Raw genomic sequence first — 25,634 nt, 5'->3', positions numbered from 1 at the left:
GGATCCGAGCGGGACCAGAGGGGGGCTCAACCGAAACTCCGTATCGAGAGGAGTGACCTCGGCATGCCCGGAAACAGGACAAAGGGGTTCTGCGCGTCGGCCGTCGCACTGGCACTGTGTGCCGTGCTGGCGGGCTGCGGAGGATCCGGGGAGTCCGCCGGCGGCGGCAAGGTGGTGCTGCGCTACACGTGGTGGGGCAACCCCGACCGCGCGGAACGCACCGAGCGGGCCGTCGCGCTGTTCGAGCAACAGCACCCGGACGTCGACGTGACGACGTCGTTCTCCGGCTACGACGCCTACAAGCAGAAGCTCGCCACCCAGGCCGCCGGCGGTGACGCCCCGGACGTGATGCAGCTGGACTACCGCCAGATCGACCAGTACGCCTCCGGCGGAGTCCTGCTCGACCTCGCGCGCCAGAAGTCCGTCCTGCGCACCTCCGAGATCGACCCGGGCCTGCTCGCCACCGGCCGTGTCGACGACGTCCAGTACGCGATCCCGCAGGGCCGCGGCACCGAGACCGTCGCCTACGACGTCCGGACCTGGAAGAAGTCGGGCGTCCCGCTGCCCGGCAAGAGCTGGACCTGGAGCCAATGGGCGGACACGATGCGGGCCCTCGCGAAGAAGACCGGCAAGCCCGGGGCGACCGACCCCGGTCAGAGCGAGGACGCCTTCGAGGTCTGGCTGCGCGGCCAGGGCAAGGCCCTCTACACGAAGGACGGCGGGCTCGGCTTCACCGCCGCCGACCTCACCCGCTGGTGGACCTTCACCGACGAACTGCGCCGCGAGGGCGCCGTCTCGCCCGCCGAGCAGACCACCCAGCTCGACGGCTCCGTCGAGAACACCCCGCTGGGACGCGGCACGTCCGTCACCGACGCCAACTGGGACGCCCCCGCGAGCGGCTTCGTCGCCCTGATACCGACCGGCATCGCCCTCGCGCCCGTGCCGTCCGGCGAGGACGGCACGCCCGGCCAGTACTTCAAGCCGTCCATGTTCCTGGGCGTCTCGGCCCGCACCGGCCACCCGAAGGAGGCGGCTCAGCTCGTCGACTTCATGATCAACGACCGGGAGGCCGCGAAGATCCTCGGCGCGAGCCGCGGCATCCCCGTCAACGAGACGATCCGTGCCGAGATCGGCCCGCAGCTCAAGGACTTCGACAAGACCATCGCCGGCTTCCAGGCGTCCCTGGAGGGCAAGCTCAAGGACCCGCCCCAGGCCCCGCCCTCGGGCGACAACGCCCTCCAGAGCACCTTCCAGCGCGACTACGACCAGGTGTCCTACGCACGCATGTCGCCCCGCGAAGCGGCCGAGAACTACGTCACCGAGGCGAAGGCGGAGCTGAGGTCATGACCACCACCGCGATCCCCCCGGAGGCGAGGAACGCCCCGGCCGCCGCCCCGAAGCGCCGCCCCCAGCGTGAACGCGAGGGCGCCGCCTGGGTGTTCCTCTCACCCTGGGTGCTCGGCGCGATCGTCCTGACACTGCTGCCGATGGCCGTGTCGCTGTACCTGTCGTTCACCGACTACGACCTGTTCAGCCCGCCGAAGTGGGTGGGCCTGCGCAACTACGTGCAGATGTTCACCGAGGACCCGCGCTACTGGCGCTCGGTCGTGACGACCCTGATGTACGTCCTGGTCGCCGTGCCCCTGCAACTCGCCCTCGCCCTGGTCGTCGCCCTCGCCCTGAAGGGCATGAAGCGCGGCAAGGGCTTCTACCGCTCCGCGTTCTACGCGCCGTCCCTGCTCGGCGCGTCGATGTCCATCGCGCTGGTCTGGCGGGCGGTCTTCAACGACGGCGGCACGGTCGACAACCTGCTCGGCACCGGTGGCTGGGTCAACAAGCCCGGCTGGGCGCTGCTGGCCGTCGCCCTGCTGACGGCCTGGCAGTTCGGGGCGCCGATGGTCATCTTCCTCGCCGGGCTCCAGCAGATCCCCGCCGAGCTCTACGAGGCGGCGGCGGTCGACGGGGCCGGCAAGTGGCGGCAGTTCCTGTCCGTCACCGTGCCGATGCTGTCCCCGGTGCTCTTCTTCAACCTGGTCCTCCAGACCATCCAGGCCTTCCAGGTGTTCACCCCCGCCTTCGCCGTCAGCGCGGGCAAGGGCGGACCGGCCGACTCGACCCTCGTCTACACCATGTACCTCTACGACCGCGGCTTCGTCGCCTCCCACATGGGCTACGCCTCCGCCATGGCCTGGGTGCTGCTCCTCGTGATCGGCATCGTCACGGCGGTGCTCTTCCGCACCTCGCGCTCCTGGGTCTTCTACGCCTCCGAGGGGGACCGGTGACCTCTACGACCGTTGTCCGCAAGCCCGTTCGGTGGGGCCGCGTCGCCCTGCACGTGGGCTGCCTGGCCGCCCTGCTGGTCATGCTGTACCCGCTGGCCTGGCTGCTGGCCACCTCCCTCAAACCGGCCGACGAGGTCATCGCCAGCCTCGACCTGCTGCCCAGCCACCTGGAGTGGTCGAACTACAAGACCGCGCTCGACGGCGTGAACGACGTCTCCATCTGGCGGCTGCTCGCCAACTCCCTGCTGATCGCGGGCGGTGCGGTCCTCGGCAACGTCATCAGCTGCTCGCTCGCCGCCTACGCCTTCGCGCGCCTCAGGTTCCGCTTCCGCGGGCCCCTGTTCGCCTTCATGATCGCCACGATCATGCTGCCGCACCACGCGGTGCTGATCCCGCAGTACATCATCTTCAACCAGCTCGGCCTGGTGAACACCTACTGGCCGCTGATCCTGCCGAAGTTCCTCGCCACCGAGGCGTTCTTCGTCTTCCTCATCGTGCAGTTCATGCGCGGCCTGCCGCGCGAGCTGGAGGAGGCGGCCCGCATCGACGGCTGCGGACCGTTCCGCAGCTTCTTCCAGGTCGTCCTGCCGCTCACCCGGCCGGCCCTGATCACCACCGCCATCTTCACGTTCATCTGGACCTGGAACGACTTCTTCACCCAGCTCATCTACCTCTTCGACCCGGACAAGTTCACCCTGACCCTCGCCCTGCGCTCCTTCGTGGACGCTTCCAGCACCTCGGCGTTCGGCCCGATGTTCGCCCTGTCGGTGATCGCGCTGCTGCCGATCGTGCTGTTCTTCCTCGCCTTCCAGCGGTTCCTGGTGGAGGGCATGGCCAGCTCCGGACTCAAGGGGTGAGCGGGATGCCCCCACGCGAGGCGGACGAGGTGTTCGGCCCGCGCATGACCCTGTTCGCCGACGTGCTGGCCGTCGGACTCGCCACGGCCGCGGCCTGTCTGCCCCTGGTCACGGTCCCGGCCGCGCTGTCGACGGCGTGCGCCGTGCTGCGCGGGGCGGGACAGGGCCGGCCCGTCACGGCGGGGCGCTACGTCGCCCTGCTGCGGCGGCGGTTGCGCGCGGGTGACCTGGTTGCGGGAGCCGTTGCTCTCGCGGGCCTGCTGCTGCTCGCCGCCGACCTGGCGCTGGCCGGGGCCGGGCTGCCGGGGGCGCGGCTGTTCGCGGTGGCCGCCGCGGCGATCGGCGGGTGCGCGGCGGTGATCGGCCTGCGGGCCTGCGGGCGCCCCGAGTCCCTCACCGACTGGCGTGCGGCGGTGCGCGGGGCGAGCCGGGACGCCGTCACGGACGTGGGCGGCAGCGGTCTCGTCCTGCTCGCCGTGGCGACGGCCGCGCTGTGCGCCTGGATGCTGCTGCCGCTTGCCTTCCTCGCCCCCGGGCCACTGGCCCTGGCACTCACGGCGGTCGACGTACGCCGGTCCGCCGGCGTTCTCCTCCACTAGCCGGTAATTCAGCTGCTGTTGGGGCACCTCGGGTGTGAGCACCGGCAGGAGGTGGTCATCCTCTCGTCGTGAACCTGCGACGCGATGGCCTGGTCGCAGCCTCATGGAGGTGTGGGATGCACGAGGACCTCAAGAGGGTCTGCGCGGCATACGGCGGCGGTACCCAGACCTCCTGCCACGGCACGGCGTGGACGTACTGCCAGGCGGTCAGGGCCTTCGGCTGACGGCTCGTCCCTGCGGCGCGCGCCGGGCGCGGGGAAGCCCGCGCCCGGCCCGGGACTCACCGGCGCGGGGCGCCGCCGATGCTGATCCGCGGCCAGGAACGGGCCGCCGCGAGCAGCGCCTGTGTCCTCGCCGAAGGGGTGGCCGCTGCCGCCGCCAGGGCCGCCGCCGCGCTCGCGATGCCGAGGACCGCACCCGCCGCCACGTCGCCCGGGTAGTGCACGCCCGTGTGGACGCGGGAGTAGCCGACGGCGCTCGCCAGCGCCCCGAGCGGAACCGCCGCGGGCGGCAGGACCACGCCGACGGCGGTGGCGAACGCGACCGCCGACGCGGTGTGCCCCGACGGGAACGAGGCCGAGGTCGGCATCTTGACGTGCCGGTCCACCGTCACCCGCGCGGCCTCCCGGTCGGGCCGCGCGCGGCGCACCAGGCGCTTGCCGAGCAGATTGGCGGAAGCCGATGCCACGGCGATCGCGCCGACGCCGGCCAGGGCGGCCTTGCGCGGCCGCTTCCCGCTCAGGGCCAGGACCGCGGCGATGCCGAACGAGATCTTGGAGTGATCGGCCGCGTGGGACAGGTGGCGCAGCGTCCGGTCCAGGGTCGGCGTGGGAGTGGCGGCCACCGCCGCGTACAGGGCGCCGTCCACGGCCCTGAGATCGCCGAACACGGCGCTCAGGAGCCGGCCGGCTCCGCCCGCGGAGTCCCGGGCGTTCCGAAGCGGACGGGGGGCGTCCGCGTCTGTGATCGTCGGATCGGTCATGTGCTTCTCCCCGCAGTGGCCTTCCCCAGCAAGGTACCGGCTCACGCCCGGCGCACGCTCGGCGCCCCTGCGAGCCGGTACCTCCCGAGTGCCCGGACGGCGGACGGCCACCCCCGTGAGCCGCGACACTGAGCACATGTCACCTCTGCCCCGCCGGGTCCTGCACGCGCTGGAGCGTTTCCACGCCGCCCGCCCCTGGGACCACAACGCCCACTTCCACCCCTGGATCCTGCGGCAGCTCCCCGGGCGGGTGGGCAGCGCGCTGGACGTGGGATGCGGCACCGGCGACCTGGCCCGGCTGCTGGCCCGCCGCGCGCAGCGCGTGCACGGCGTCGACGCCGACCCGGAGATCACGGCCCGGGCGCGGGAACTGACCCCGGCGGCGGCCCCGGTGACGTACACGGCGGCCGACGCGCTGACCGGGCTCGGTGAGCGGTCGTACGACGTCATCACCTGCGTCGCCGCCGTCCACCAGCTGCCCTTCGACCGGGCGCTCAGGACCTTCCGCGACCATCTGGCCCCCGGCGGCACCCTGGTGATCGTCGGCGTGGCCCGGGAGCGGACGCCCGTCGACCATCTGCTCGGCGTCGCGTCGATCCCGCTCAACATCGTCATGGCGCTGCTGAAGACCCGGGGCCGCCCCGTGCCCCGCCCGGTCTCGATGACCGCCCGCACCCGTCCGGCGGACCTGACCTTCACCGAGATCGTGCGTGAGGCCCGGGCCGTCCTCCCCGGCGTCCGCCTGCGCCGCCGTCTGCTCTGGCGCTACACGCTGGTATGGCGCCGCCGGTGACCCGCCGGCGGTCCGGAAGGTGCGCGCCGGCACCTCAGCCGGCGGCCCGGAAGGTGCGCAGCCGCAGCGAGTTGCCGACCACGAAGACGGAGGAGAAGGCCATGGCCGCCCCGGCGATCATCGGAGTGAGCAGGCCGGCCGCGGCCAGCGGCAGGGCCGCCACGTTGTAGGCGAAGGCCCAGAACAGGTTCGAGCGGATGGTGCCGAGCGTCCGGCGGGCCAGCCGGATGGCGTCCGCCGCGGCCCGCAGGTCGCCGCGGACGAGGGTCAGGTCACCGGCCTCGATCGCGGCGTCCGTGCCGGTGCCCATGGCGAGGCCCAGATCGGCCTGGGCGAGGGCCGCCGCGTCGTTGACACCGTCACCGACCATCGCCACCGACCGGCCCTCGGCCTGCAGCCGTTTCACGACGTCGACCTTGTCCTGCGGGAGCACCTCGGCGATGACCTCCCCGATGCCCACCTCCCGGGCGACCGACCGGGCCACCGCCTCGTTGTCCCCGGTCAGCAGGATCGGCGTGAGCCCGAGCGCCCGCAGCCGGCCGACCGCCTCCGCGCTGGTGTCCTTCACCGCGTCGGCCACCTCCAGCACCGCACGCACCTCACCGTCCCAGGCGACCGCGATGGCGGTGCGCCCGGCTTCCTCGGCCGTGACTCGGGCCCGGGCCAGCCCCTCGGGAAGCTCCATGGCCCACTCGGCCAGCAGCCGCTCCCGGCCCACGAGCACCGCGTGGCCCTCGACGACGCCCTGCACACCGAGCCCGGGCACATTGGCGAAGTCCTCGGGTGCCGGCAGCGCACCCAGCTTCTCCAGCGCCCCGTCGGCGACGGCCCGGGCGATCGGGTGCTCGGAGGAGTGCTCCAACGCCCCGGCCAGCCGCAGCACTTCGGCCTCGTCCGTGCCCTCGGCGGTGTGCACGGCCAGCAGGGTCATACGGCCGGTCGTGACGGTGCCGGTCTTGTCGAGGACGACGGTGTCGACCCGGCGCGTGGACTCCAGGACCTCCGGACCCTTGATGAGGATGCCGAGCTGGGCGCCCCGCCCGGTGCCCACCATCAACGCGGTCGGCGTGGCCAGCCCCAGGGCGCACGGGCAGGCGATGACGAGGACGGCGACCGCCGCGGTGAAGGCGGCCGTCAGCCCGACGCCGTTGCCCAGCCAGAAGCCCAGCGTGCCCAGCGCGAGGGCGATCACCACCGGCACGAACACGGCGGAGATCCGGTCCGCGAGCCGCTGTGCCGCGGCCTTGCCGTTCTGCGCGTCCTCCACGAGCCGGGCCATCCGGGCCAGCTGCGTATCGGCGCCCACGCGGGTGGCCCGTACGACCAGCCGCCCGCCGACGTTGATCGTGGCGCCGGTGACCGGGTCGCCCGAGCCCACCTCCACGGGCACGGACTCGCCGGTGAGCATCGAGGCGTCCACGGCGGAGGATCCCTCGACGACCGTCCCGTCCGTGGCGATCTTCTCGCCGGGCCGGACCAGGAAGCGGTCGCCGGCCTTCAAGTCCGTGACGGGAACGGTCTCCTCCCGGCCGCCGTCCCGCAGCACCGTGACGTCCTTCGCGCCCAGCTCCAGCAGCGCCCGCAGCGCGGCACCCGCCTTGCGCTTGGCACGGGCCTCGAAGTAGCGCCCGGCCAGGATGAAGGCGGTCACGCCCGCGGCGGCTTCCAGATAGATGTTCCCGGCGCCGTCCGTGCGCTCGATGGTCAGCTCGAAGGGGTGCGTCATGCCCGGCGTCCCCGCGGTGCCGAAGAACAGCGCCCACAGCGACCAAAGGAACGCGGCCGAGGTGCCCACCGAGATCAGGGTGTCCATGGTGGCCGCGCCGTGCCGCGCGTTGGTGAACGCCGCCTTGTGGAAGGGCCACGCGGCGTACGTCACGACGGGCGCGGCCAGGGTGAGCGACAGCCACTGCCAGTACGCGAACTGCAACGCCGGAACCATGGCCATGGCCACCACGGGGACCGACAGCACCACGGCCGTGACCAGGCGCTCGCGCAGCGGCCGCAGCTCGTCGGTCTCGGGGGCCTCGTCGGTCTGCTCCGCGGGAGGTGCGGGCTCCCGCGCGGTGTACCCGGTGGCCTCGACGGTGGCGATGAGGTCGCCGACGGAGACGCCGCCGGAGTAGCTGACCTTCGCCTTCTCGGTCGCGTAGTTGACGGTGGCGGTGACCCCGTCCATGCGGTTGAGCTTCTTCTCGACGCGCGCCGCGCAGGAGGCGCAGGTCATACCGCCGATGGCGAGCTCCACCTCGGCGTCCGTGCCGGTCGTCGTACCCGTGCTCATGGCTCAGACCCTCCCGGTCAGCTCGTAGCCGGCCTCGTCGACGGCCTCCGCGACCGCGGCGTCGTCGGGCTCGGCGGAGCCGGTGACGGTGACGTGCCCGCTGTCGAGGTCGACCTCGACACCGCTGACGCCGTCCAGCTCGCCGATGACCCTGGTCAGCGTGGCCTTGCAGTGGCCGCAGGACATTCCGGAAACGGCGTAGGTGGTGGCGGGCATCGGGTGCCTCCTCTGGGTGAATCCAACAGATGCGGAGATACGGGGCGGGGGTATCCCCTCGCCGACTTCATGTATACCCCTGAGGGGTATATGATGCAAGTGTCGGAACGCCTTGACTGGATACCCCCCAGGGGTATTGTGACGTGTATGGAGGCCCCGCATCCGAGCGGGAGGCCCGGTACCTGAAGGAGCCGACGGCCATGAACACCGGACTGAGGATCACCACTTTCGCGGCCGCGCTGGCAGCGACCTTCGGCGCGGCCTACGGCGTCGGACAGGGCGTAGACCCCGTGGCCGCCGAGAACCAGCCGAAGCACGAGGGCGAACACACCCGGCCCGTGCCGGAAGGGGAGAAGGGCGGCGGCCACACCGGCCACGACACGCCCCCGGCCGGCGGGCTGCAGATCTCCGAGGGCGGCTACACCCTCGATCTCCAGACCCCGCGCGTCACCGCGGGCGAACAGGCCGGCCTGCGCTTCACCGTCCGGGACGCCGACGGCCGCGCGGTCACCGCCTACCAGCGCGAGCACGACAAGGAACTGCACCTCATCGTCGCCTCACGCGACCTGGTCACCTACCGTCATCTGCACCCGACCCGCGCCGCCGACGGCACCTGGAGCACCCCCGTGGACCTGCCCCGCGCGGGCGGCTACCGCGTCTTCGCGGACTTCACCCCGGCCGGGAAGGACGCCGAGAACCTCACCCTCGGCGCGGACCTCGCCGCCTCCGGCCCGTACGAGGCCCGGCCCCTTCCGCCCGCGAGCACCACGGCCCGGGTCGACGGCTACGAGGTGAAGCTGTCCGGCGGCCCGCAGCCGGGCAGGGCGAGCGAACTGAAGCTGAACGTCTCCCGCGACGGCAAGCCCGTCACCGACCTCCAGCCTTACCTCGGCGCCTACGGCCACCTGGTCGCCCTGCGCTCCGGCGACCTCGCCTACCTGCATGTCCACCCGAACGGCGAACCCGGCGACGGCACGACCAGGCCCGGACCGGGCATCTCGTTCACGGCCACCGCACCCAGCTCCGGCGCCTATCGCCTGTTCCTCGACTTCAAGCACGACGGCAAGGTCCACACGGCGGCGTTCACCGTCCGCGCCGGGGGAGCGGCGGCCGGCTCCGGTACCCCCGAGGGGCATGCGGAGGACGGCCACGGGCACTGAGCGTCAGCCGAGCGCCCGGTCCAGGTTGAACGCCGCGCTGATCAGCGCGAGATGCGTGAACGCCTGCGGGAAGTTGCCCTGCTGCTCCCCGGTGTGGCTGATCTCCTCGGCGTACAGACCCAGGTGGTTGGCGTAGGTCAGCATCTTCTCGAAGGCCAGGCGCGCCTCGTCGATCCGGCCCGCGTGCACCATGGCCTCGACGTACCAGAACGAGCAGATGGAGAACGTGCCCTCGTCGCCGCGCAGCCCGTCGGGGCTGGCCCGGGTGTCGTAGCGGTAGACCAGTGAGTCGGACACCAGTTCCTCGGTGAGCGCGTCCAGCGTCGACAGCCACTTCGGATCGGTGGGGGCGATGAACTTCGTCAGCGGCATCATCAGCACGGCCGCGTCCAGCACGTCACCGTCCTCGTGCTGGACGAACGCCCCGCGCTCCTCGGACCAGCCCCGGCTCATGATCCGCCGGTAGATCGTGTCGCGGCACTCCCGCCAGCGCGGCAGGTCGGCGGGCAGGCCGCGCCGGTTGGCCATCCGGATGGCCCGCTCGATCGCCACCCAGCACATCAGCCGCGAGTACAGGAAGTTCCTGCGCCCGCCCCGCGTCTCCCAGATCCCCTCGTCGGGCTGGTCCCAGTGCGCGCACACCCAGTCCACCAGCTCGCACACGTCGTCCCAGTGACCGCTGGAGATGGGCTTGGCCCACTTGTCGTAGAGGTAGATCGAGTCGATCAGCGCGCCGTAGATGTCCAGCTGGAGCTGGTCGGCCGCCGCGTTGCCGACCCGTACCGGCGCCGAGCCGTGGTGGCCCTCCAGATGTCCGAGGGTGCGCTCGGGCAGCTCGGTGCGGCCGTCGATGCCGTACATGATCTGCAGCGGGCCGGAGACCTTGCCGTCGCCCGGGCTGATGTGCCGCGTCACGAAGTCCATGAAGGCCTCGGCCTCTTCGGTGAAGCCCAGTCGCAGCAACGCGTAGACGCAGAACGCCGCGTCGCGCACCCACACGTACCGGTAGTCCCAGTTGCGTTCCCCGCCGAGTTCCTCGGGCAGGCTCGTCGTCGGCGCGGCCACGATCGCCCCGGTCGGCGCGTAGGTGAGCAGCTTCAGCGTCAGGGCCGAGCGGTGCACCATCTCCCGCCAGCGGCCCTTGTACCGGGACGCCGACAGCCAGCGCCGCCAGTACGCCACCGTCGCCGCGAACTGCTCCTCCGCCTCCGTGCGGGCACAGCGCCGGGGCGTCACATCGCCGCCGACCTTGTCCAGCGCGAACACCGCCGAGTCGCCCTCGGAGAGCTTGAAGTCGCCGCACACGTCCGGCCCGTCGGCCTCCAGCGGCACGGTCGCCGTCAGTGCGAGCGTCAGCCCGTCGGTCTCGAACTGTGCGGTGTCACCGGTCAGCCGGACGGTGTGCGGCAGGGAGCCGTAGTCGAACCGGGGCGCCACCCGCGTACGGAACGGGATGGAGCCGCGCACGCACACCACCCGCCGGATCAGCCGGTGCCGCTCCGCCTCGGCCGGCCCGCCGCCGACCGGCATGAAGTCCTGCACCTCGCCGACCCCGTCCTCGGTGAAGAACCGGGTGATCAGGACGTTGGTGTCGGGAAAGTAGAACTGCTTGGTCCGGGCCGGCACGGTCGCCGCCAGCTCGAAGCAGCCGCCGCGCTCCGCGTCCAGGATCGAGGCGAACACGCTCGGCGCGTCGAAGGCCGGACAGCAGTACCAGTCGATCGTGCCGTCGGTCCCCACCAGGGCGACGCTGCGCAGATCGCCGATCAGCCCGTGCTCGGCGATCGGTACGTACCGCCGGCCGCCCGGCACGCCCCGGTCCTGTGCCGTTCCGCCCATGACAGCCTCCCTGCCCGGTAGGCGCCTCAGCCCAAGCCTAGAGCCGCCGCCGGCGGACCGCCGCTGCCGGACGGCTGCCGGACGCCGCCGTCAGACGGTGACGACCCGCAGCCCGGCCTCCTCGAAGCGCCGCACCGCCTCCGGGTCGGCCGCCGTGTCCGTGACCAGGGTGTCCACCGCCTCGGCCGCGCAGATCCGGGCGAAGGCCCGCTGCCCGAGCTTGCTGGAGTCGGCGGCGACCACCACCCGCTCCGCCCGCTCGCACAGCAGCCGGTTGATCGCCGCCTCGGCCTCGTCGTGCGCCGCCGCACCGTGCGTGACGTCGAAGGCGACGACACCGAGCACCGCCACGTCGACGGTGATCTGCCCGAGCACCCCGTCCGCGAGCGGCCCGACCAGCTCGTACGACTGGGCCCGCGCCACCCCTCCGGTCAGCACGATCTTGAACTGGGGCCGCACGGCCAGCTCGTTCGCGATGTTCAGCGCGTTCGTCACCACGGTCAGCGCGGGCGCCCCGGACACCAGATCCCCGCGCACCGCCAGCGCCCGCGCCACCTCGGTCGTGGTGGTTCCCCCGGTCAGCCCGACCGCCTCGCCCGGCGCCACCAGCTCCGCCACCGCCTTGGCGATGCGCTGCTTCTCGGAGGCGTGGCGGGCCGTCTTGTAGCGCAGCGGCAACTCGTACGACACGCCGTGCACGACCGCGCCGCCCCGGGTGCGCACCAGCATCTGCTGCTCGGCGAGCCCGTCGAAGTCACGGCGGATCGTCGCCGCCGACACCCCGAGCTCGGCCGCCGCGTCCTCGACGTCCAGCCGGCCGCGCTCCACGAGCAGTTCCAGCAGCGCCTTCCAGCGGGCGTCGCGCGACATCCGCACCTCCACGTCCTCGATCTCAGGGCGACCCTAGCGCACCCGAAGCGGCCGAATGCTTGATGATGCTCGAAACATGGGACTATCTTGCAGGAACAATCAGAATGGAGGGTGCGGGATGACGCATGTCGAGGACGAGCTGACCAGTCAGCCCGAGTGCTGGGCACGCGCCGCGTCGCAGGCGGCCCACCACGCGAAAGTGCTGCCCGCGCCGGGGGAGCGGGTCGCGATCGTCGGCTGCGGCACCTCGTACTTCATGGCGCGGGCCGCCGCGGCCCTGCGCGAGGGCGCGGGCCAGGGCGAGACCGACGCCTTCGCCGCCTCGGAGTTCCCCCACGGCCGCCGCTACGACCGGGTCGTCGCCCTCACCCGCTCCGGCACCACGACCGAGATCCTGGACCTGCTGGGCCGGCTGAAGGGCGCGACCCGCACCACCGCCATCACCGCCGACCCGGACACACCCGTGCGGACGGCCGCCGGCGACCTCGCCGTCCTGGACTTCGCGGACGAACGCTCCGTCGTCCAGACCCGGTTCGCGACCACGGCCCTCACCCTGCTCCGCGCCCACCTCGGCCTCCACCCCGACGCGGCCGTCACCGACGCGCGCACCGCCCTGGCGGAGCCGCTGCCCGAAGGGCTGGTGGAATGCGGGCAGTTCACCTTCCTGGGGCGCGGCTGGACCGTCGGCCTGGCCGACGAGGCCGGACTGAAGATGCGCGAGGCTGCGCTGGCCTGGGCGGAGGCCTACCCGGCGATGGAGTACCGGCACGGCCCCATCAGCGTCAGCACCCGGGGCACGGCGACCTGGATGCTGGGCGACGCGCCCGACGGACTTGCCCAACAGGTGCGTGACACGGGCGCGTTGTGGATCGCCGGGCGCCTCGACCCGCTCGCCGAACTCGTCCGCGTCCAGCGCCTCGCGGTCGCCGTCGCCGCGTCCCGCGGACTGGACCCCGACAGCCCGCGCCACCTCACGCGCTCGGTGATCCTCGCGCCCTGACTTCAGGACTCCGCCCGGATCGCGCCGCCGTCGTGAGGCCTGACTCGTCGTCCGTCGCCGACCGCCGCCCGCCCGGCTGCGCTCGCACGGGAAGGGACCGCCACCGCGTCGACCCCCCTCCTCCGCCCTGCATCTGCACGCACCACGCCCCCTTCGGGCCGGCCGAAAGACGCAGTCCCTCTCGGCCGGCCCGATCCGAACGACAGGCCCCAGGAGACCCCGTGCCTCTGACCACCACCGGCGACCTCGTCACCCGCGCCGCCGCGGCCGGCTCGGCCGTCGCCTCCTTCAACGTCATCACCCTGGAGCACGTCGAGGCCGTCGTCGCGGGCGCCGAGTCGGTGTGCGCCCCCGTCGTCCTCCAGGTCAGCGAGAACGCGGTGAAGTTCCGCGCCGGACAACTGCTCCCGCTCGCCCGCGCGGCCGTCGCCGTGGCCGAACGTGCCGCCGTGCCGGTCGCGTTGCACCTCGACCACGTGCAGAGCGACGCCCTGCTGCGCCAGGCCCCGGACGCCGGCTTCAGCTCCGTGATGTACGACGCGGCCCGCCTGCCCTACGCCGAGAACCTCACCGCGACCCGGGCGGCGGTCGACTGGGCACACACCCAAGGACTCTGGATCGAGGCCGAGTTGGGCCAGATCGGCGGCAAGAACGGCAGACCCCCGCTGGACGCGCACGCCCCCGGCGCCCGCACCGACCCCGACGAGGCGCGATCCTTCGTCGCCGACTCGGGCGTGGACGCCCTGGCCGTCGCCATCGGCAGTTCCCACGCCATGACCACCCGCACGGCGGCCCTCGACCACGCCCTGCTCAAACGCCTGTCGGCCGCCCTGGACGTCCCGCTCGTCCTGCACGGCTCCTCCGGTGTCCCGGACGACGAACTCACGGCGGCCGTCGCCGGAGGCATCACCAAGGTCAACATCGGCACGGCCCTGAACATCGCGCTGACCGGAGCGGTCCGGGATTTCCTCACCGAACGCCCCGAGGCGGTCGACCCGCGCAGCTACCTGACCCTCGCCCGGGAGGCGATGACCCGAACGGTCGCCAGGACCCTCCAGACCCTGGGCTGCGCTAGCGCTTGACGGCCTTCAGCACCACGAACTTCGGATCGCTCGCGACGAGCCGGCTGTTGCCGAACAGCTTGCGCAGCTTGACGTGGTAGCCCAGATGCCGGTTGCCGACCACCCACAGCTCCCCGCCCGGCCGCAGCGTGCGCCGCGCCCCGGTGAACATCCGCCAGGCCGTGGCGTCCGTCGTCGCCTGGTGGGAGTGGAACGGCGGGTTGCTGAGGACCACATCGACACTGCCGGAGGGCACGCCCGCCAGACCGTCCCCGACCCGGAACTCGGCATGCCCCGGCGCGCCGTTGGCCTGGTACGTGGCCTCCGCCGAGGCCACGGCCTGGAACGACTCGTCCACGAACAGCACCTCGGCGTCCGGGTCGGCCAGCGCCACCGACGTACCCACCACGCCGTTGCCGCACCCCAGGTCCACCACCCGGCGCCCCCGCCCCTGCGGCAGATGCCCGAGGAAGAACCGCGTCCCGATGTCGAGCCGGTCGGCGCAGAAGACCCCCGCGTGATTGACGACGGTGCCTCCCGCGGCGGGGCCGATGCCGTCCGGCAGCGTGTAGACGTACGGCCACGGGTTGGCGGGCCGCTCCAGTGCCGGGTCCGGCGCGCAGAAGATCAGCCGGGCCTTCTTCTCGGCGAGCGAGGTGCGGGTCGGGCCGAGGATCCGCTCGAAAAGCTGCAGCGTCGAGGTGTGGATCTCCTTCACCATGCCGGTCCCCACGACGACCGTCCCCGCGTGCACGGCAGGCGCCAGCCGCAGCAACTGATCCTCCAGCAGCGCCAGGCTCTTCGGCACCCGCACCAGCAGCACGTCGATCCGCTCAGGCGGCGGATCCTGCGTGGTGAGCAGTCGCACCGCACCCGGCTCGGCACCCGCCCGCGCTACGTTGGCGCGGGTCGCCTCCTGCGCGAGGAAGGAGTCGCTGATCTGCACCGGCCGGTGCTCCGCCAGCGCCGTGACCAGCGCGCCCCACCGGTCCCCGACGACCACGACCGTGCCGTCCAGCGGCACCCGCTCCGCGGCCAGATGCCTCAGCAGGTACTCGTCGGAGGCGTCCCAGGCGCGCAGCCCGGCGCGCGGGTCCTCGGGGAAACGGGTCAGCGCCGGCTCGCCCCACGGCGTCGTCATACGGTCGTTCATCGTGCGACCAGGCTAGCCGAGCCGCAGCTCAGGGCGTGTCGTGCACCATGGAGGGCATGGACGCCGAGCTGTTCCCCAGGCCGCGAGCGCAGATCGCGCCCGGCGCCGTGCACCTGCCCGGCTGGCTGGACGCGGATCACCAGCGGGAACTGCTCGACTCCTGCCGCGAGTGGGCCCGGCCCCCCGCCGGCCTGCGCACGGTCCGCACCCCCGGCGGCGGCACCATGACCGCCCGCCAGGTGTGCCTGGGCTGGCACTGGTACCCGTACGCCTACGCCCGCACGGTCGCCGACGGGGACGGCGCGCCGGTGAAGCCGTTCCCGCGATGGCTCGGCGAACTGGGCCGCCGGGCGGTCCGCGACACCCTCGCAGGACCCGCTCCGGACTACGACATCGCCCTGATCAACTTCTACGACGCCGACGCCCGCATGGGCATGCACCGCGACAGCGACGAGAAGTCCGACGCACCGGTGGTGTCGCTGAGCCTCGGCGACACCTGCGTCTTCCGCTTCGGCAACACCGAAACGCGCACCCGGCCCTACACCGACGTCGAGCTGCGCAGCGGCGACCTGTTCGTCTTCGGCGGCCCGTCCCGCCTGGCCTACCACGGAGTCCCCCGCGTCCACGCGGGCACGGCACCGCCCGGGCTCGGCCTCACGGGCCGTCTCAACATCACGCTCCGGGTCAGCGGCTTCCGGCACCCGGCCGAGCGGAGCCCCGCGGCTCCGTGACGCCCGGCGGGCAGGCTCGGCCACCATCCCGGCGGATCATGGGAGACTCGCCCTCATGAGCGGGAAGGCGGACCCCCGGCAGGCGGGGGATGGGAGCACCTCGAGGACGCGGCTGGACCGGGGGCGCGCGGCGCTCGGACCCGCGCTGGAGCTCGTCCACACCGGACGCGCACCGACCCGGGCCGTGCTCACCGCCGAGCTCGGGGTGACGCGTGCGACGGCCGGCGCGGTCGCCGCCGAGCTGGAGGCACTCGGGCTGATCCGGGTCGACGCCCGGCCCGGCGCCGCAGCCGGATCGCAGGGCAGGCCTTCCCACAAACTGGCCGTCGCCGACGACGGACCCGTCGCGCTCGCCGCGCAGGTGCACGCCGACGGCTTCCGGGCGGCGCTGGTCGGCTTGGGCGGCCGGATCGTCGCCACCGCGCCCGGCTGCGAGGTCGTCGACGCCGACCCGGCCAAGGTGCTCGCCTCCGTCGTCACGGCCGGCGCCGAGCTGCTGCGCGAGACCGGACTCCGGTGCGTGGGCGCGGGCCTCGCCGTACCCTCCGCCGTCGCCGAACCCGAGGGTCTGGCGCTGAACCCCCTCCACCTGGCCTGGCCCGCGGGCGCGCCCGTGCGGGACATCTTCGCCGAGCAGGTGCGCGCGGCCGGCATCGACGGGCCCGCGTTCGCCGCGAACGACGTCAACCTCGCCGCGCTCGCCGAGCACCGGCACGGCGCCGGCCGCGGCGCCCGGGACCTGCTGTGCGTGGCCACCGGCCACCGCGGTGTCGGCGGCGCGCTCGTCCTCGACGGCCGCTTGCACCGGGGCAGTTCGGGCCTCGCGCTGGAGGTCGGGCACCTCACCGTGCACCCCGAGGGCCGCCCGTGCCACTGCGGCAGCCGCGGCTGCCTCGACGTGGAGACCGACCCGCTGGCCTTCCTCACCGAGGCCGGACGCGAACCGGGCCCCGAGGTCTCCCTGCTCCAGCAGTCCATCGACCTGATCCGCCACCACCACGACGACCCGGCCGTCCGCACCGCCGCCGAAGCGCTGATCGACCGCCTCGGCCTCGGCCTCGCGGGCCTGGTCAACATCCTCAACCCGGACCGCATCATCCTCGGCGGCCTGCACCGCACCCTCCTCGACGCCGACCCCGCCCGCCTGCGCGCCGTCGTCGCCGACCGCAGCCTGTGGGGCCAGAGCGGCGGCGTCCCCATCCTGCCCTGCACCCTCGACCACAACAGCCTGGTCGGCGCGGCGGAACTGGCGTGGCAGCCGGTCCTGGACGATCCGCTGGGAGCGCTGTCCTCGCGCGGGTGACCGGTCAACCGGGCGTGCTCCCGCGAGGCTGACCCCACGGGTATCAGGCTTGAGCGCGCCGCTTGCGGGAAGGCGCGCCGCTGAGCGGGCAGGCTGGGGACCGGACAGTCCGCCCGCGACCGCACCACCGAGGAAGTTGACGCAATGACCCACCAGCTCACCGTGAGCGTCCTGGGCACCGGCATCATGGGTGCCGCGATGGCCCGCAACCTCGCCCGGGCCGGTCACACGGTCCATGCCTGGAACCGCACCCGCGCCAAGGCCGAGCCGCTGGCCGCCGAGGGCGTGCGCATCGCCGACAGCCCCGAGCAGGCGGTGCGGGACACCGACATCGTCCTGACCATGCTCCACGACGGCCCCGCCGCCCTGGAGACGATGCGCGAGGCCGCTCCCGCCCTGCGCCCCGGCATCGCATGGGTGCAGTCCAGTACCGCAGGCCTCGACGGCGTCGCCGAGCTGGCCGCCTTCGCCCGCGAGCACGGCCTGCTCTTCTACGACGCACCCGTCCTGGGCACCCGCCAGCCCGCCGAGGCCGGGACACTGACCGTGCTCGCGGCCGGCCCCGTCGAGGGGCGCGAGAAGGTGACGCCGGTCTTCGAGGCGGTCGGCGCCCGGACCGTCTGGTCCGGCGAGGACGGAGCGGAGGGCGGGGCCACCCGCCTCAAGCTCGTCGCCAACAGCTGGGTCCTCGCCGTCACGGCCGCCGCCGGCGAGGCCCTCGCCCTGTCGAAGGCCCTCGGCGTCGACCCGCACGGCTTCTTCGACCTCGTCGCCGGCGGCCCGCTCGACATGGGCTATCTGCGCGCCAAGTCGGATCTCGTTCTCGAAGGCAGGCTCACACCGCCCCAGTTCGCGGTGAGCACCGCCGCCAAGGACGCCCGGCTCATCGTCCAGGCCGGCGCAGGCCACGGCGTCCGGCTGGACGTCGCCGAAGCGGCCGCCGCCCGAATGGAGCGCGCCGCCGCACAGGGCCACGCCGACGAGGACATGGCCGCCGCCTACTTCGCCAGCTTCGACGAGAAGACCGACTCCTAGGAGGTTCCCTCATGTCCAAGCCGCCGCTGCCGCCCGAGGCCGACGCCCTGCTGAGCCGGCCCAACCCGTGCGTCATGGCCACGCTGCGCTCCGACGGTGCACCGGTCTCCACCGCCACGTGGTACGCGTGGAAGGACGGCCGCGTCCTGGTCAACCTCGACGAGGGCCGGGTACGCCTGAAGCATCTGCGCCGCGACCCGCGCGTCACCCTCACGGTGCTCGCCGGCGACGACTGGTACACCCACGTCACCCTCATCGGCCGCGTGACCGAGACGTACGCCGACGAGGACCTGGCCGACATCGACCATCTCGCCCGGCACTACACCGGCAAGCCGTACCCCGACCGCGTCCGCCCCCGGGTGAGCGCCTGGATCGAGGTCGACCGCTGGCACGGCTGGGGCTCGATGAAGGACAGCGACCAGGCCGGCGGCTGAGGCCGGGGACCAGGCGGGTCAGGGCCACTCGGCCCCGAACGCCCGCCCCGGATTCTCCGTGAGGATGCGCCTCACCAGCTCCTCGCCCACGGCGTCCACGAGCCGGGGCCGCACGCGGCGCAGCAGGTACGGCATCCCGGGGCCGCCGTCCACCGAGCGAGCGGCGGCCGTGGTGGTGTCCGCGCCCAGCAGCAGCCGGTCGCCGAACCCGGCGTCGGCGAGGGCCCGTACGGCGTCCGGCATCCGCCAGTCCGTGGCGTGGTGGGCGAGCGACGGCCCGTCGAAGGCCAGATAACAGCCGTACTCCGCCGCCTGCCGGTGCACCACCAGGTCGGGGGAGCGGTTGAGGTGCCCGAGCACCACCCGGTGCGGCGGCACCCCCAACTCCCCGCACAGCAGGTCCAGTACGTCCAGCGCCCCGGTTCCCCTCTCCAGGTGCACGGCGATCGCCGCGCCCGTGGCGCGCTGCGCCTCGGCCGCCGCCGTCATGGTCCAGCGGGCGTGCGCGTCCAGGGTGTGGAAGCCGCCCGCGACCTTGACGAGCCCCGCCGGCACCCCCGATGTCCCGATGCCCTCGGTGAGTTCGGCGACGAAGACCTCGGCGAGCCGGCTCCGCAGCCCGGCGAGCGTGTCCTCGTCGTAGTGCACGGCCTGGTGCAGGCCGGTCGCGGCGACCACGTGCACACCCGTCTCCCGGGACAGGGGCGGCAGATCGGCGGCCCGCCGCCCGAGCCCGTACGGCGTCCACTGCACGACGGTCCCACCGCCCTGCTCCCGGAACGCCACCAGCTCCGCCCGCGCCGCCGCCATGCTGCGCAGCTCCTGGCCGGGCAGCCGGGGACTGCCGAAGAACAGATGGTCGTGGGCGTCGCACACACCCAGGTCTGCGGGGGACACGTCCCCCAGCACCGTGCGGACCGCGCTCACCACCGGCGTCCCCGGGGCAGCCGGTCCCGGCCCGGCGCGGACAGGTGCAGCACCTCGAACACCTCGCCGTCGGCCGTGGGCGTGTCATGATCCCAGTGCTCCCAGAGGGAGAAGTGCACCAGCTCCCAGCGGCTCGTGTCGACGGCCGCGGCGGCGAGGACGGCCCCGCGCTCCCCGGCCAGCCGCCGGGCCTCGCCCACGGATTCCGCCGCGGCGTCGGCCAACCGCCCGCTGTCCGGCACCGGTTGGCGCCGCCGCACCGCGAACCGCGCCTGCGAACCGCCCCCTTCCTCGTACGCGAGCCCCGTCCACTGCCGCACCGACGGACGCCCGAAGTCGTCACTGACCCCCTGGAACCCGCCGCCCCACAGGAAGGCGTTCATACCGTCCACGGTGTTCCAGAGGTAGAACGGCGCGTACTGGTCGACCGGCGAGCCGCGCAGGCCGCGCTCGCGTATCAGGTATGCCTTGACGCCGAGCCCTTCCCGGTCGTCGAGGAGGTGGCCGCGGCGGGCGACGCGGTCGCGGATGAGGCCCATGTCGTATCCGGCCGGCAGGGTGAGCTCGTACTGCATGGCGTACAAGGAAGCCTCCTCAAGAAGTCCGGGGTGCCAGCAGGGAGAGGAGCCCCCGGACCCCCGCGTCGAACGCGGCGGGGGAGCCGGACGCGCGGGCGAGGACGTAACCACCCTGGACGGTCGCGACGACCGCCGCCGCGATCTCGCCGCCGTCGAGCCCGGGCGCGAACTGGCCCTGAGCCTTACCTTCCTCGACGATCCCGGCGATCCGCCCGCGCAGCCAGTCGAGCGTCTCGTCGACCGGTGCGCGCAGCTCGGCGCTCGCGATGACGTCCGGATCCATCGTCAGCCGGCCGACCGGGCAGCCCCGCAGCACGTCCCGCTCGCGCCGCAGATACGCCTCGATGCGCTCGTACGGCGTGCCCGGGCCGTCGAGCACTCCCGCCGCGGTGGCGCGCATCTCCTCGGCGGTCCGGCGGATCGCGGCCAGTGCGAGATCGGGCTTGCCCTTGAAGTGGTGGTACATGCTGCCCTGCCCGGCGTCCGCGCGTTCCAGGATCGCCTTGGGGCTGGTGCCCACGTAGCCACGCTCCCACAACAGTTCGCGGGTGGACTCGATCAGCCGTTCCGGGGTGCTCATGCTCGCACTGTACATACCAGTAGTTACAGAAGTCGAGGGGTGCGGAGCAATGGAGAGCCGTCCGTCTACTCCCCGTGGGGTACGGGCGGTGCCGCTGGCCGTACGACGACCCGGGGCGCCTGCCGGAGGACTCTCGTAAGCGACACGAGCCATCGAGTGATCGAGGAGTCGGACGACATGCAGACCCTGGCGAACTTCGGCGACGGCGGCGGGCCCGGCCCGTGGATCCTGCTCTTCCCGGTGATCTGGGCGCTGGTGATCGGCGGCGGCGTCGCGCTGCTGCGCCGCTCCGTGTGGCGTGGCCGCCGCGGCGGTCCCTGGCGGCAGTCCGCCGTCAGGGACGACTCGCCCATCGCCGTACTCGGCCGCCGCTTCGCCTCCGGCGAGATCGACGAGGACGAGTACTGGCGCCGATTGTCCGTACTGAACGAGGAGTTCGGCCACAAGGGAGGTGTGGCGTAAGGGCGGCCGCCGCGACTCAGGGCCCTGGTCGTCGTGACCGTCGCGGCCGGCGCCCTCCCCGTGCCGCTTCCGGCCCGGCGCGCGCCGCCGGGCCCGAGCGTGCTGCCGGCGGTCGCCACGGGGTGACGTGCGCCCCCGGAGCGCCCCCGGGGGCGTACGCCCCCGAGGCTCCTCAGGGGAGGGTGGTCACCGCCCGGTCAACCGGCAACGGCGGACCGGGCGGGAGCATGGTCGGGCCGGAGCCCGTCGGCGGAAGCCCCGACCTCGGCGAACCGGCGCGCGGGCTTGTCCAGGACCGTGCGCCGGGCGTGAAGCGACGGCGCGGTCACCGCGGGGGCGGACGTCGGCAGGGTGAACCACACGACCTTGCCGGACTCGCCGTCCGGCCGGACGCCCCAGCTCTCGCTCATGGCGGCCACCATCGCGAGCCCGCGCCCGCAGGTCGCCAGCGGTTCGGCGTCGTCGACCACGGGCATCCGCGGGTCACCGTCGCGCACCGAGACGGTGAGCCGGTCGAGCAGCAGCTCTATCTCCACGGTGCACGTCTTGTCGGGCTGGGCATGGCGGTGGACGTTGGACAACAGCTCCGTCACGCCGAGCGAGGCCCGGTCGATCAGGGGATCCAGATGCCAGTAGCGCAATTGCGCAGATACGATTCTGCGGACCTGGCCGATCCGCGACGGCAGGGCTTGGAGCTCCACCGTGCAGTGCCTGCTTGGGTAGCTGATCACGGCTGCGACTCCCCGACGTGAGGTCCGGAAGAACACGGAGTTCGGATCCAGCAGGGCGCCTGCGTGACACTGCCGCCTGCTGTCGTGGCCGGCGGGCTGGTTCGCAGCGTTATCGCCGGTAAACCCAGAGTGACGTGAGACCAGAGTGGCGTAGGGGATGAAGTACCGCAACTCGCGGACATCTCAGTCGCCACGCCCCGCTGCCCTGCGCACGGCTTCGATGAACCGCCGCGCCGCCGGCGGGCCCGGCTCCCCCGGGGCGGGGTCGTGGTCGCCCAGAGTGAGCAGGTACCGCTGGCCGTTGAGGTCCGCCGTGGCCCGGTCATCGGGGCCGAACCAGGGCTTGGAGGCGCGCACGGCCTGCACCGGCGCGCTGTCGATCTCACTGCCGTAGCTGGTCAGCAGTTGGAGCCGGCCGTCGCTGATCCGGACCTGCCCGGCCCGGGTGAGCGAACGCAGCCGCTTTCCGATCCGCACGCCCGTGGCCCTGAACTCCGGCTCTCCCATGCCACCCGCCCCCTAGTGCGCGTCGGTGTACCGGCCCGCTCCGCGCGGTGCCCGGTACGGGGTCGTGTCCTGATCCAGTGTGCCCCGTCCGGCCGAAGGGTCCCCTCCGGGGTGGTGCACCCGGACGAAGGTTCCCCTCCGGGGTGGTGCGCCCGCTCGCCCGGTCCGGACCCGGCCCGGCCGTGCGGTGTGCCCCGCCGGCCGTCGCCCCCCGAGAGGGTGGTGCCCGTGCCCGAGGCCTGCCCCGGGAGGCGGTCGTACCCTGCGCTCACCCCGTCCGGGGCCTTGGTCCCGCCGAGCAGTCTGCCCCCGCCCGGCGTCGAGCACCAGTGCCCGCGCCCCCCTCTCCGGGGGCGCCCGCAGCACACTCGCCCATGCGCTCCCTGGACCGCGCGCCCCCTTGCCCCGGGCCCTGCCCCTGGGGGCGCTTTGGGGGGCTCAAAGATGCGTTTATGCAGGTGAGAAGCGTGCTCAAGGTGCTTATGATCGGTGTGCCGGCCGTGCGCCCCCTTGCCGGCGCGCAGCGTTAGGAGCCCCCGTGAGTACCCCCCAGCAGACCCGGACCGGCGTGACCCTCGACGTCGACCACAGCGACGCCGCCTACCGGGCGTGGCTCAAAGAGGCCGTCCGCAGAGTCCAGGCGGACGCCAACCGCTCGGCCGACACACACCTGCTGCAGTTCCCCCTGCCGCAGCGGTGGGGCATCGACCTGTACCTGAAGGACGAGTCCACCCACCCCACCGGCAGTCTCAAGCACCGGCTCGCCCGCTCCCTCTTCCTCTACGGCCTGTGCAACGGCTGGATCCGGCCGGACCGGCCCGTCATCGAGGCCTCCAGCGGCTCGACCGCCGTCTCCGAGGCGTACTTCGCGAAGCTGATCGGCGTGCCCTTCATCGCCGTCATGCCGCGCACGACGAGCGCCGAGAAGATCCGCCTCATCGAGTTCCACGCCGGCCGATGTCACTTCGTGGACGACCCCCGCACGATGTACGAGGAGTCCGCCCGCCTCGCGGCCGAGACCGGCGGCCACTACATGGACCAGTTCACCTACGCCGAACGGGCCACGGACTGGCGCGGGAACAACAACATCGCCGAGTCCATCTTCCGCCAGCTGCGCCTGGAGCGGTTCCCCGAGCCGGCGTGGATCGTCGCCACCGCGGGCACCGGCGGCACCTCCGCGACCCTCGCGCGCTACGTCCACTACATGCAGTACGACACCCGCGTCTGTGTGGCCGACCCCGAGAACTCGTGCTTCTTCGAGGGCTGGACCACCGGCGATCCGGACGTCACCTGCGACTGCGGCTCCCGTATCGAGGGCATCGGCCGGCCCCGCATGGAACCGAGCTTCGTGCCCGGCGCGATCGACCGGATGATGAAGGTGCCCGACGCGGCCAGTGTCGCCGCCGTACGCGCCCTGGAACGCGCCATCGGCCGCAAGGCCGGCGGCTCCACCGGCACGGGCTTGTGGAGCGCGCTGAAGATCGTCGCGGAGATGGTGTCCGAGGGTCGGCAGGGCAGCGTCGTGACCCTGCTGTGCGACCCCGGGGACCGGTATCTCGACAAGTACTACTCGGACGCCTGGCTGACCGCCCAGGGGCTGGACATCCAGCCGTACACGGCCGCGATCGACTCACTGCTGAAGACGGGCGTCTGGCCGGACTGAGCCCCCGGGTCCTCAGACCTTCAGCCGCCGGTCCAGCGCCCGCACGGCGTCCCGGAAGGCGCGCGCCTGACCTGCGCGCGCCACCTTCACCGCCAGCCGGTACGCAGCGGTCCCGTCGGTGGCGAAAATCCACCGCACCCGGGTGCCGCCGCCGGCCGGCGCGAGCCGCCACTCCTCGGCCAGCGCCCGCACGCCCGGCAGATTGGTGACGTCCACGCGGTAGGCGTACAGCCCGGGTCCCTTCGCCGCGATGACCGTCTCACGGAACCGGATGCCACCGGTGAGCGTGATGTCCCGCCCCGCGCCGGCGCCGACCGGGCGGGCGGCCGACACCTGCGCGAACCACTCGGCCCAGCCGGGCACGTCCTCCAGCGCGCCGTACACCGCCTCCGGCGGAGCGGCCATGTCCCGTTCGAAGACATGCCGGACGGGAGCCGTCGCCACGAAGTCGAGTTCCACCGGGCGCAGTCGACGGGGCATGGGCGCAGCCCTCCTGGACGGGAGCGGGCGATGACCGGGTGCGCCACCCTAGCTGAGCTACCGTCAGATGTCTGCGCCGTCCTCGGGCTCCCCGGCCACCACCAGCCGTCGCAGATGTTCCGCGACGACCCCGCGCGCGTCGTCCGGCAGGCCGGCGTCCGTCACGAGCGTGTCGATCCGCTCCAGCGAGGCGAACGAACTCAGCCCCACCTTGCCCCACTTGGTGTGGTCCGCGACCACGACCACGCGGCGGGCGGACTGCACGAGCCGCCGGTTCGTCTCGGCCTCCGCGAGGTTCGGCGTCGACAGGCCGGCCTCGACCGATATGCCGTGCACCCCGAGGAACAGCAGGTCGAAGTGGAGCGCCGCGATCGCCTGGTCGGCCACCGGCCCCACCAGCGAGTCGGAGGGCGTGCGCACCCCGCCCGTCAGCACGACCGTGGCCGCGCCCTGCCGCGGGCCCGAGGTGCGCTGCGCCGCGTGGAACACATCGGCGACCCGCACCGAATTGGTGACCACCGTCAGGTCCGGGACGTCCAGCAGCTGGTGCGCCAGCGCGAAGGTCGTCGTGCCGCCCGACAGGGCGATCGCGGCGCCCGGCGCGACCAGCTTGGCCGCGGCGCGTGCGATGTCCTCCTTGGCGGTCAGCTCCAGGCCGGACTTGGCCTCGAAGCCCGGTTCGTGGGTACTGGCCTCGACCACCGGGACCGCGCCGCCGTGCACCTTTTCCAGCACGCCCTGGCGGGCGAGCGCGTCGAGGTCACGGCGGACCGTCATGTCCGACACGCCGAGCTTGCGGGTCAGCTCGTTGACCCGGACACCGCCCCGGCGGCGAACCTCGTCGAGGATCAGGGATCGCCGCTGCTCCGCGAGGAGGTTCTGATTCTCGCTCACGTACGCTCCGGTCCTTTCGCCTCAATGCCGTCCGACACCCCCCGCACCGGCTCCGACTAGGGCATTCTCCCGGGCCGCGGTGCGAGGACGTCCCATCCTCGCATGTCGCGGAGCGGAGAGCGCCACCACGCCCACTCGTCGCGCACATGCCACCGGTGGCTCAGCCGTCACAACGCTTCATCACGGATCGGGGAGATTCCGTGACAGGAGGTG

The 25,634-nt window shown here is 73.0% G+C and carries 27 protein-coding genes and 1 pseudogene; 15 read left to right on the top strand and 13 right to left on the bottom strand.

All coding sequences use genetic code 11. From position 1 onward, the window contains the following. The first annotated feature begins 63 nt into the window (after nucleotides 1–63). The 5 genes and pseudogenes from RFN52_RS03905 to RFN52_RS40225 all read left to right on the top strand — a co-directional run. Entirely contained in the window at nucleotides 64–1,347 is a 1,284-nt protein-coding gene (locus RFN52_RS03905; RefSeq protein ID WP_184842336.1) for an ABC transporter substrate-binding protein, read from the top strand. Then, nucleotides 1,344–2,282: a carbohydrate ABC transporter permease gene (locus RFN52_RS03900; RefSeq protein ID WP_184842333.1), complete on the top strand. Its 939-nt coding sequence runs from the start codon at nucleotides 1,344–1,346 to the stop codon at nucleotides 2,280–2,282. The genes RFN52_RS03905 and RFN52_RS03900 overlap by 4 nt, the downstream gene beginning before the upstream one ends. Further along, a complete protein-coding gene (locus RFN52_RS03895) occupies nucleotides 2,279–3,139 on the top strand; it encodes a carbohydrate ABC transporter permease (RefSeq protein ID WP_184842330.1) in 861 nt (286 codons plus the stop codon). Before RFN52_RS03900 ends, RFN52_RS03895 begins: the two co-directional genes overlap by 4 nt. A gap of 5 nt (nucleotides 3,140–3,144) precedes the next feature. Next, complete coding sequence (locus RFN52_RS03890) at nucleotides 3,145–3,738, top strand: hypothetical protein (RefSeq protein ID WP_184842327.1); 594 nt, start codon at nucleotides 3,145–3,147, stop codon at nucleotides 3,736–3,738. Between the two features lie 119 nt (nucleotides 3,739–3,857). Next, nucleotides 3,858–3,962: pseudogene (locus tag RFN52_RS40225) on the top strand (phospholipase); the annotation flags it as partial. Between the two features lie 56 nt (nucleotides 3,963–4,018). Here the strand turns inward: RFN52_RS40225 and RFN52_RS03885 are convergent. Further along, entirely contained in the window at nucleotides 4,019–4,720 is a 702-nt protein-coding gene (locus RFN52_RS03885; protein ID WP_184842324.1) for a phosphatase PAP2 family protein, read from the bottom strand. Nucleotides 4,721–4,856: 136 nt separating this feature from the next. Between RFN52_RS03885 and RFN52_RS03880 the strand changes: the two genes are divergently transcribed. Then, nucleotides 4,857–5,513 carry a class I SAM-dependent methyltransferase gene (locus RFN52_RS03880; protein WP_184842321.1) on the top strand — a complete coding sequence of 219 codons (657 nt, stop codon included), beginning with the start codon at nucleotides 4,857–4,859 and terminating at the stop codon, nucleotides 5,511–5,513. Between the two features lie 34 nt (nucleotides 5,514–5,547). Here RFN52_RS03880 and RFN52_RS03875 read toward each other — a convergent pair whose 3' ends face one another. Continuing rightward, complete coding sequence (locus RFN52_RS03875; RefSeq protein ID WP_184842318.1) at nucleotides 5,548–7,797, bottom strand: heavy metal translocating P-type ATPase; 2,250 nt, start codon at nucleotides 7,795–7,797, stop codon at nucleotides 5,548–5,550. A 3-nt stretch (nucleotides 7,798–7,800) separates the two neighbouring features. After that, complete coding sequence (locus tag RFN52_RS03870; protein ID WP_184842316.1) at nucleotides 7,801–8,013, bottom strand: heavy-metal-associated domain-containing protein; 213 nt, start codon at nucleotides 8,011–8,013, stop codon at nucleotides 7,801–7,803. 200 nt (nucleotides 8,014–8,213) lie between these two features. Here RFN52_RS03870 and RFN52_RS03865 point away from each other — a divergent pair, with 200 nt between their 5' ends. After that, nucleotides 8,214–9,173, top strand: a complete 960-nt coding sequence (locus RFN52_RS03865) for a DUF8832 domain-containing protein (protein ID WP_184842313.1) — start codon at nucleotides 8,214–8,216, stop codon at nucleotides 9,171–9,173. Between the two features lie 3 nt (nucleotides 9,174–9,176). On the opposite strand, the gene RFN52_RS03860 is transcribed toward RFN52_RS03865, so the two are convergent. Continuing rightward, nucleotides 9,177–11,012: a glycoside hydrolase family 15 protein gene (locus tag RFN52_RS03860; protein ID WP_184842310.1), complete on the bottom strand. Its 1,836-nt coding sequence runs from the start codon at nucleotides 11,010–11,012 to the stop codon at nucleotides 9,177–9,179. Nucleotides 11,013–11,102: 90 nt separating this feature from the next. Continuing rightward, nucleotides 11,103–11,882, bottom strand: coding sequence for a DeoR/GlpR family DNA-binding transcription regulator (locus RFN52_RS03855; protein WP_184842307.1), 780 nt, complete (start codon nucleotides 11,880–11,882; stop codon nucleotides 11,103–11,105). A 118-nt stretch (nucleotides 11,883–12,000) separates the two neighbouring features. Here RFN52_RS03855 and RFN52_RS03850 point away from each other — a divergent pair, with 118 nt between their 5' ends. Both RFN52_RS03850 and RFN52_RS03845 read left to right on the top strand, forming a co-directional pair. Then, the gene (locus RFN52_RS03850; protein ID WP_184842304.1) at nucleotides 12,001–12,882 is read left to right on the top strand and encodes an SIS domain-containing protein; all 882 of its coding nucleotides are present in this window, start codon (nucleotides 12,001–12,003) and stop codon (nucleotides 12,880–12,882) included. A gap of 221 nt (nucleotides 12,883–13,103) precedes the next feature. Further along, a complete protein-coding gene (locus RFN52_RS03845; protein ID WP_184842301.1) occupies nucleotides 13,104–13,964 on the top strand; it encodes a class II fructose-bisphosphate aldolase in 861 nt (286 codons plus the stop codon). Here the strand turns inward: RFN52_RS03845 and RFN52_RS03840 are convergent. After that, the gene (locus RFN52_RS03840; RefSeq protein WP_184853777.1) at nucleotides 13,954–15,084 is read right to left on the bottom strand and encodes a methyltransferase; all 1,131 of its coding nucleotides are present in this window, start codon (nucleotides 15,082–15,084) and stop codon (nucleotides 13,954–13,956) included. The genes RFN52_RS03845 and RFN52_RS03840 overlap by 11 nt on opposite strands. 68 nt (nucleotides 15,085–15,152) lie before the next feature. On the opposite strand from RFN52_RS03840, the gene RFN52_RS03835 reads away from it, so the two are divergent. The 4 genes from RFN52_RS03835 (at nucleotide 15,153) to RFN52_RS03820 (ending at nucleotide 18,599) form a co-directional block, all read left to right on the top strand. Further along, on the top strand, nucleotides 15,153–15,827 hold the full coding sequence (locus tag RFN52_RS03835; protein WP_184842298.1) for an alpha-ketoglutarate-dependent dioxygenase AlkB family protein: 675 nt from the start codon (nucleotides 15,153–15,155) through the stop codon (nucleotides 15,825–15,827). A 55-nt stretch (nucleotides 15,828–15,882) separates the two neighbouring features. Continuing rightward, nucleotides 15,883–17,130: an ROK family protein gene (locus RFN52_RS03830; RefSeq protein WP_184842294.1), complete on the top strand. Its 1,248-nt coding sequence runs from the start codon at nucleotides 15,883–15,885 to the stop codon at nucleotides 17,128–17,130. 144 nt (nucleotides 17,131–17,274) lie between these two features. Further along, nucleotides 17,275–18,165 carry an NAD(P)-dependent oxidoreductase gene (locus tag RFN52_RS03825; protein WP_184842291.1) on the top strand — a complete coding sequence of 297 codons (891 nt, stop codon included), beginning with the start codon at nucleotides 17,275–17,277 and terminating at the stop codon, nucleotides 18,163–18,165. 11 nt (nucleotides 18,166–18,176) lie between these two features. Continuing rightward, on the top strand, nucleotides 18,177–18,599 hold the full coding sequence (locus RFN52_RS03820; protein WP_184842288.1) for a PPOX class F420-dependent oxidoreductase: 423 nt from the start codon (nucleotides 18,177–18,179) through the stop codon (nucleotides 18,597–18,599). Between the two features lie 18 nt (nucleotides 18,600–18,617). Here RFN52_RS03820 and RFN52_RS03815 read toward each other — a convergent pair whose 3' ends face one another. Genes RFN52_RS03815 through RFN52_RS03805 form a run of 3 tightly spaced genes read right to left on the bottom strand, consistent with a single transcriptional unit; the run spans nucleotide 18,618 to nucleotide 20,684 of the window. Continuing rightward, a complete protein-coding gene (locus RFN52_RS03815; RefSeq protein ID WP_184842285.1) occupies nucleotides 18,618–19,526 on the bottom strand; it encodes a phosphotriesterase family protein in 909 nt (302 codons plus the stop codon). Then, a complete protein-coding gene (locus RFN52_RS03810; RefSeq protein ID WP_184842282.1) occupies nucleotides 19,523–20,110 on the bottom strand; it encodes a DUF4865 family protein in 588 nt (195 codons plus the stop codon). Before RFN52_RS03810 ends, RFN52_RS03815 begins: the two co-directional genes overlap by 4 nt. A gap of 10 nt (nucleotides 20,111–20,120) precedes the next feature. After that, a complete protein-coding gene (locus RFN52_RS03805; RefSeq protein WP_229856885.1) occupies nucleotides 20,121–20,684 on the bottom strand; it encodes a TetR/AcrR family transcriptional regulator in 564 nt (187 codons plus the stop codon). Nucleotides 20,685–20,861: 177 nt separating this feature from the next. On the opposite strand from RFN52_RS03805, the gene RFN52_RS03800 reads away from it, so the two are divergent. Continuing rightward, on the top strand, nucleotides 20,862–21,146 hold the full coding sequence (locus RFN52_RS03800) for an SHOCT domain-containing protein (protein ID WP_184842276.1): 285 nt from the start codon (nucleotides 20,862–20,864) through the stop codon (nucleotides 21,144–21,146). 197 nt (nucleotides 21,147–21,343) lie between these two features. On the opposite strand, the gene RFN52_RS03795 is transcribed toward RFN52_RS03800, so the two are convergent. Together RFN52_RS03795 and RFN52_RS03790 are read right to left on the bottom strand one after the other, a co-directional pair. After that, a complete protein-coding gene (locus RFN52_RS03795) occupies nucleotides 21,344–21,877 on the bottom strand; it encodes an ATP-binding protein (RefSeq protein WP_184842273.1) in 534 nt (177 codons plus the stop codon). A 183-nt stretch (nucleotides 21,878–22,060) separates the two neighbouring features. Next, nucleotides 22,061–22,384: a hypothetical protein gene (locus RFN52_RS03790; RefSeq protein WP_184842270.1), complete on the bottom strand. Its 324-nt coding sequence runs from the start codon at nucleotides 22,382–22,384 to the stop codon at nucleotides 22,061–22,063. Nucleotides 22,385–22,922: 538 nt separating this feature from the next. Here RFN52_RS03790 and cds1 point away from each other — a divergent pair. Beyond that, nucleotides 22,923–24,047: an L-cysteine desulfhydrase Cds1 gene (gene cds1 / locus RFN52_RS03785; protein WP_184842267.1), complete on the top strand. Its 1,125-nt coding sequence runs from the start codon at nucleotides 22,923–22,925 to the stop codon at nucleotides 24,045–24,047. Nucleotides 24,048–24,059: 12 nt separating this feature from the next. Here cds1 and RFN52_RS03780 read toward each other — a convergent pair whose 3' ends face one another. Together RFN52_RS03780 and RFN52_RS03775 are read right to left on the bottom strand one after the other, a co-directional pair. Beyond that, nucleotides 24,060–24,527, bottom strand: coding sequence for an SRPBCC family protein (locus tag RFN52_RS03780; protein WP_184842264.1), 468 nt, complete (start codon nucleotides 24,525–24,527; stop codon nucleotides 24,060–24,062). Between the two features lie 63 nt (nucleotides 24,528–24,590). After that, the gene (locus RFN52_RS03775) at nucleotides 24,591–25,421 is read right to left on the bottom strand and encodes a DeoR/GlpR family DNA-binding transcription regulator (RefSeq protein WP_033307013.1); all 831 of its coding nucleotides are present in this window, start codon (nucleotides 25,419–25,421) and stop codon (nucleotides 24,591–24,593) included. Between the last annotated feature and the right edge of the window lie 213 nt (nucleotides 25,422–25,634).

Source organism: Streptomyces collinus (assembly GCF_031348265.1).
In the GTDB taxonomy this organism is placed as follows: Bacteria; Actinomycetota; Actinomycetes; order Streptomycetales; family Streptomycetaceae; genus Streptomyces; species Streptomyces collinus.
This window is presented reverse-complemented; position numbering and strand designations above follow the sequence as displayed.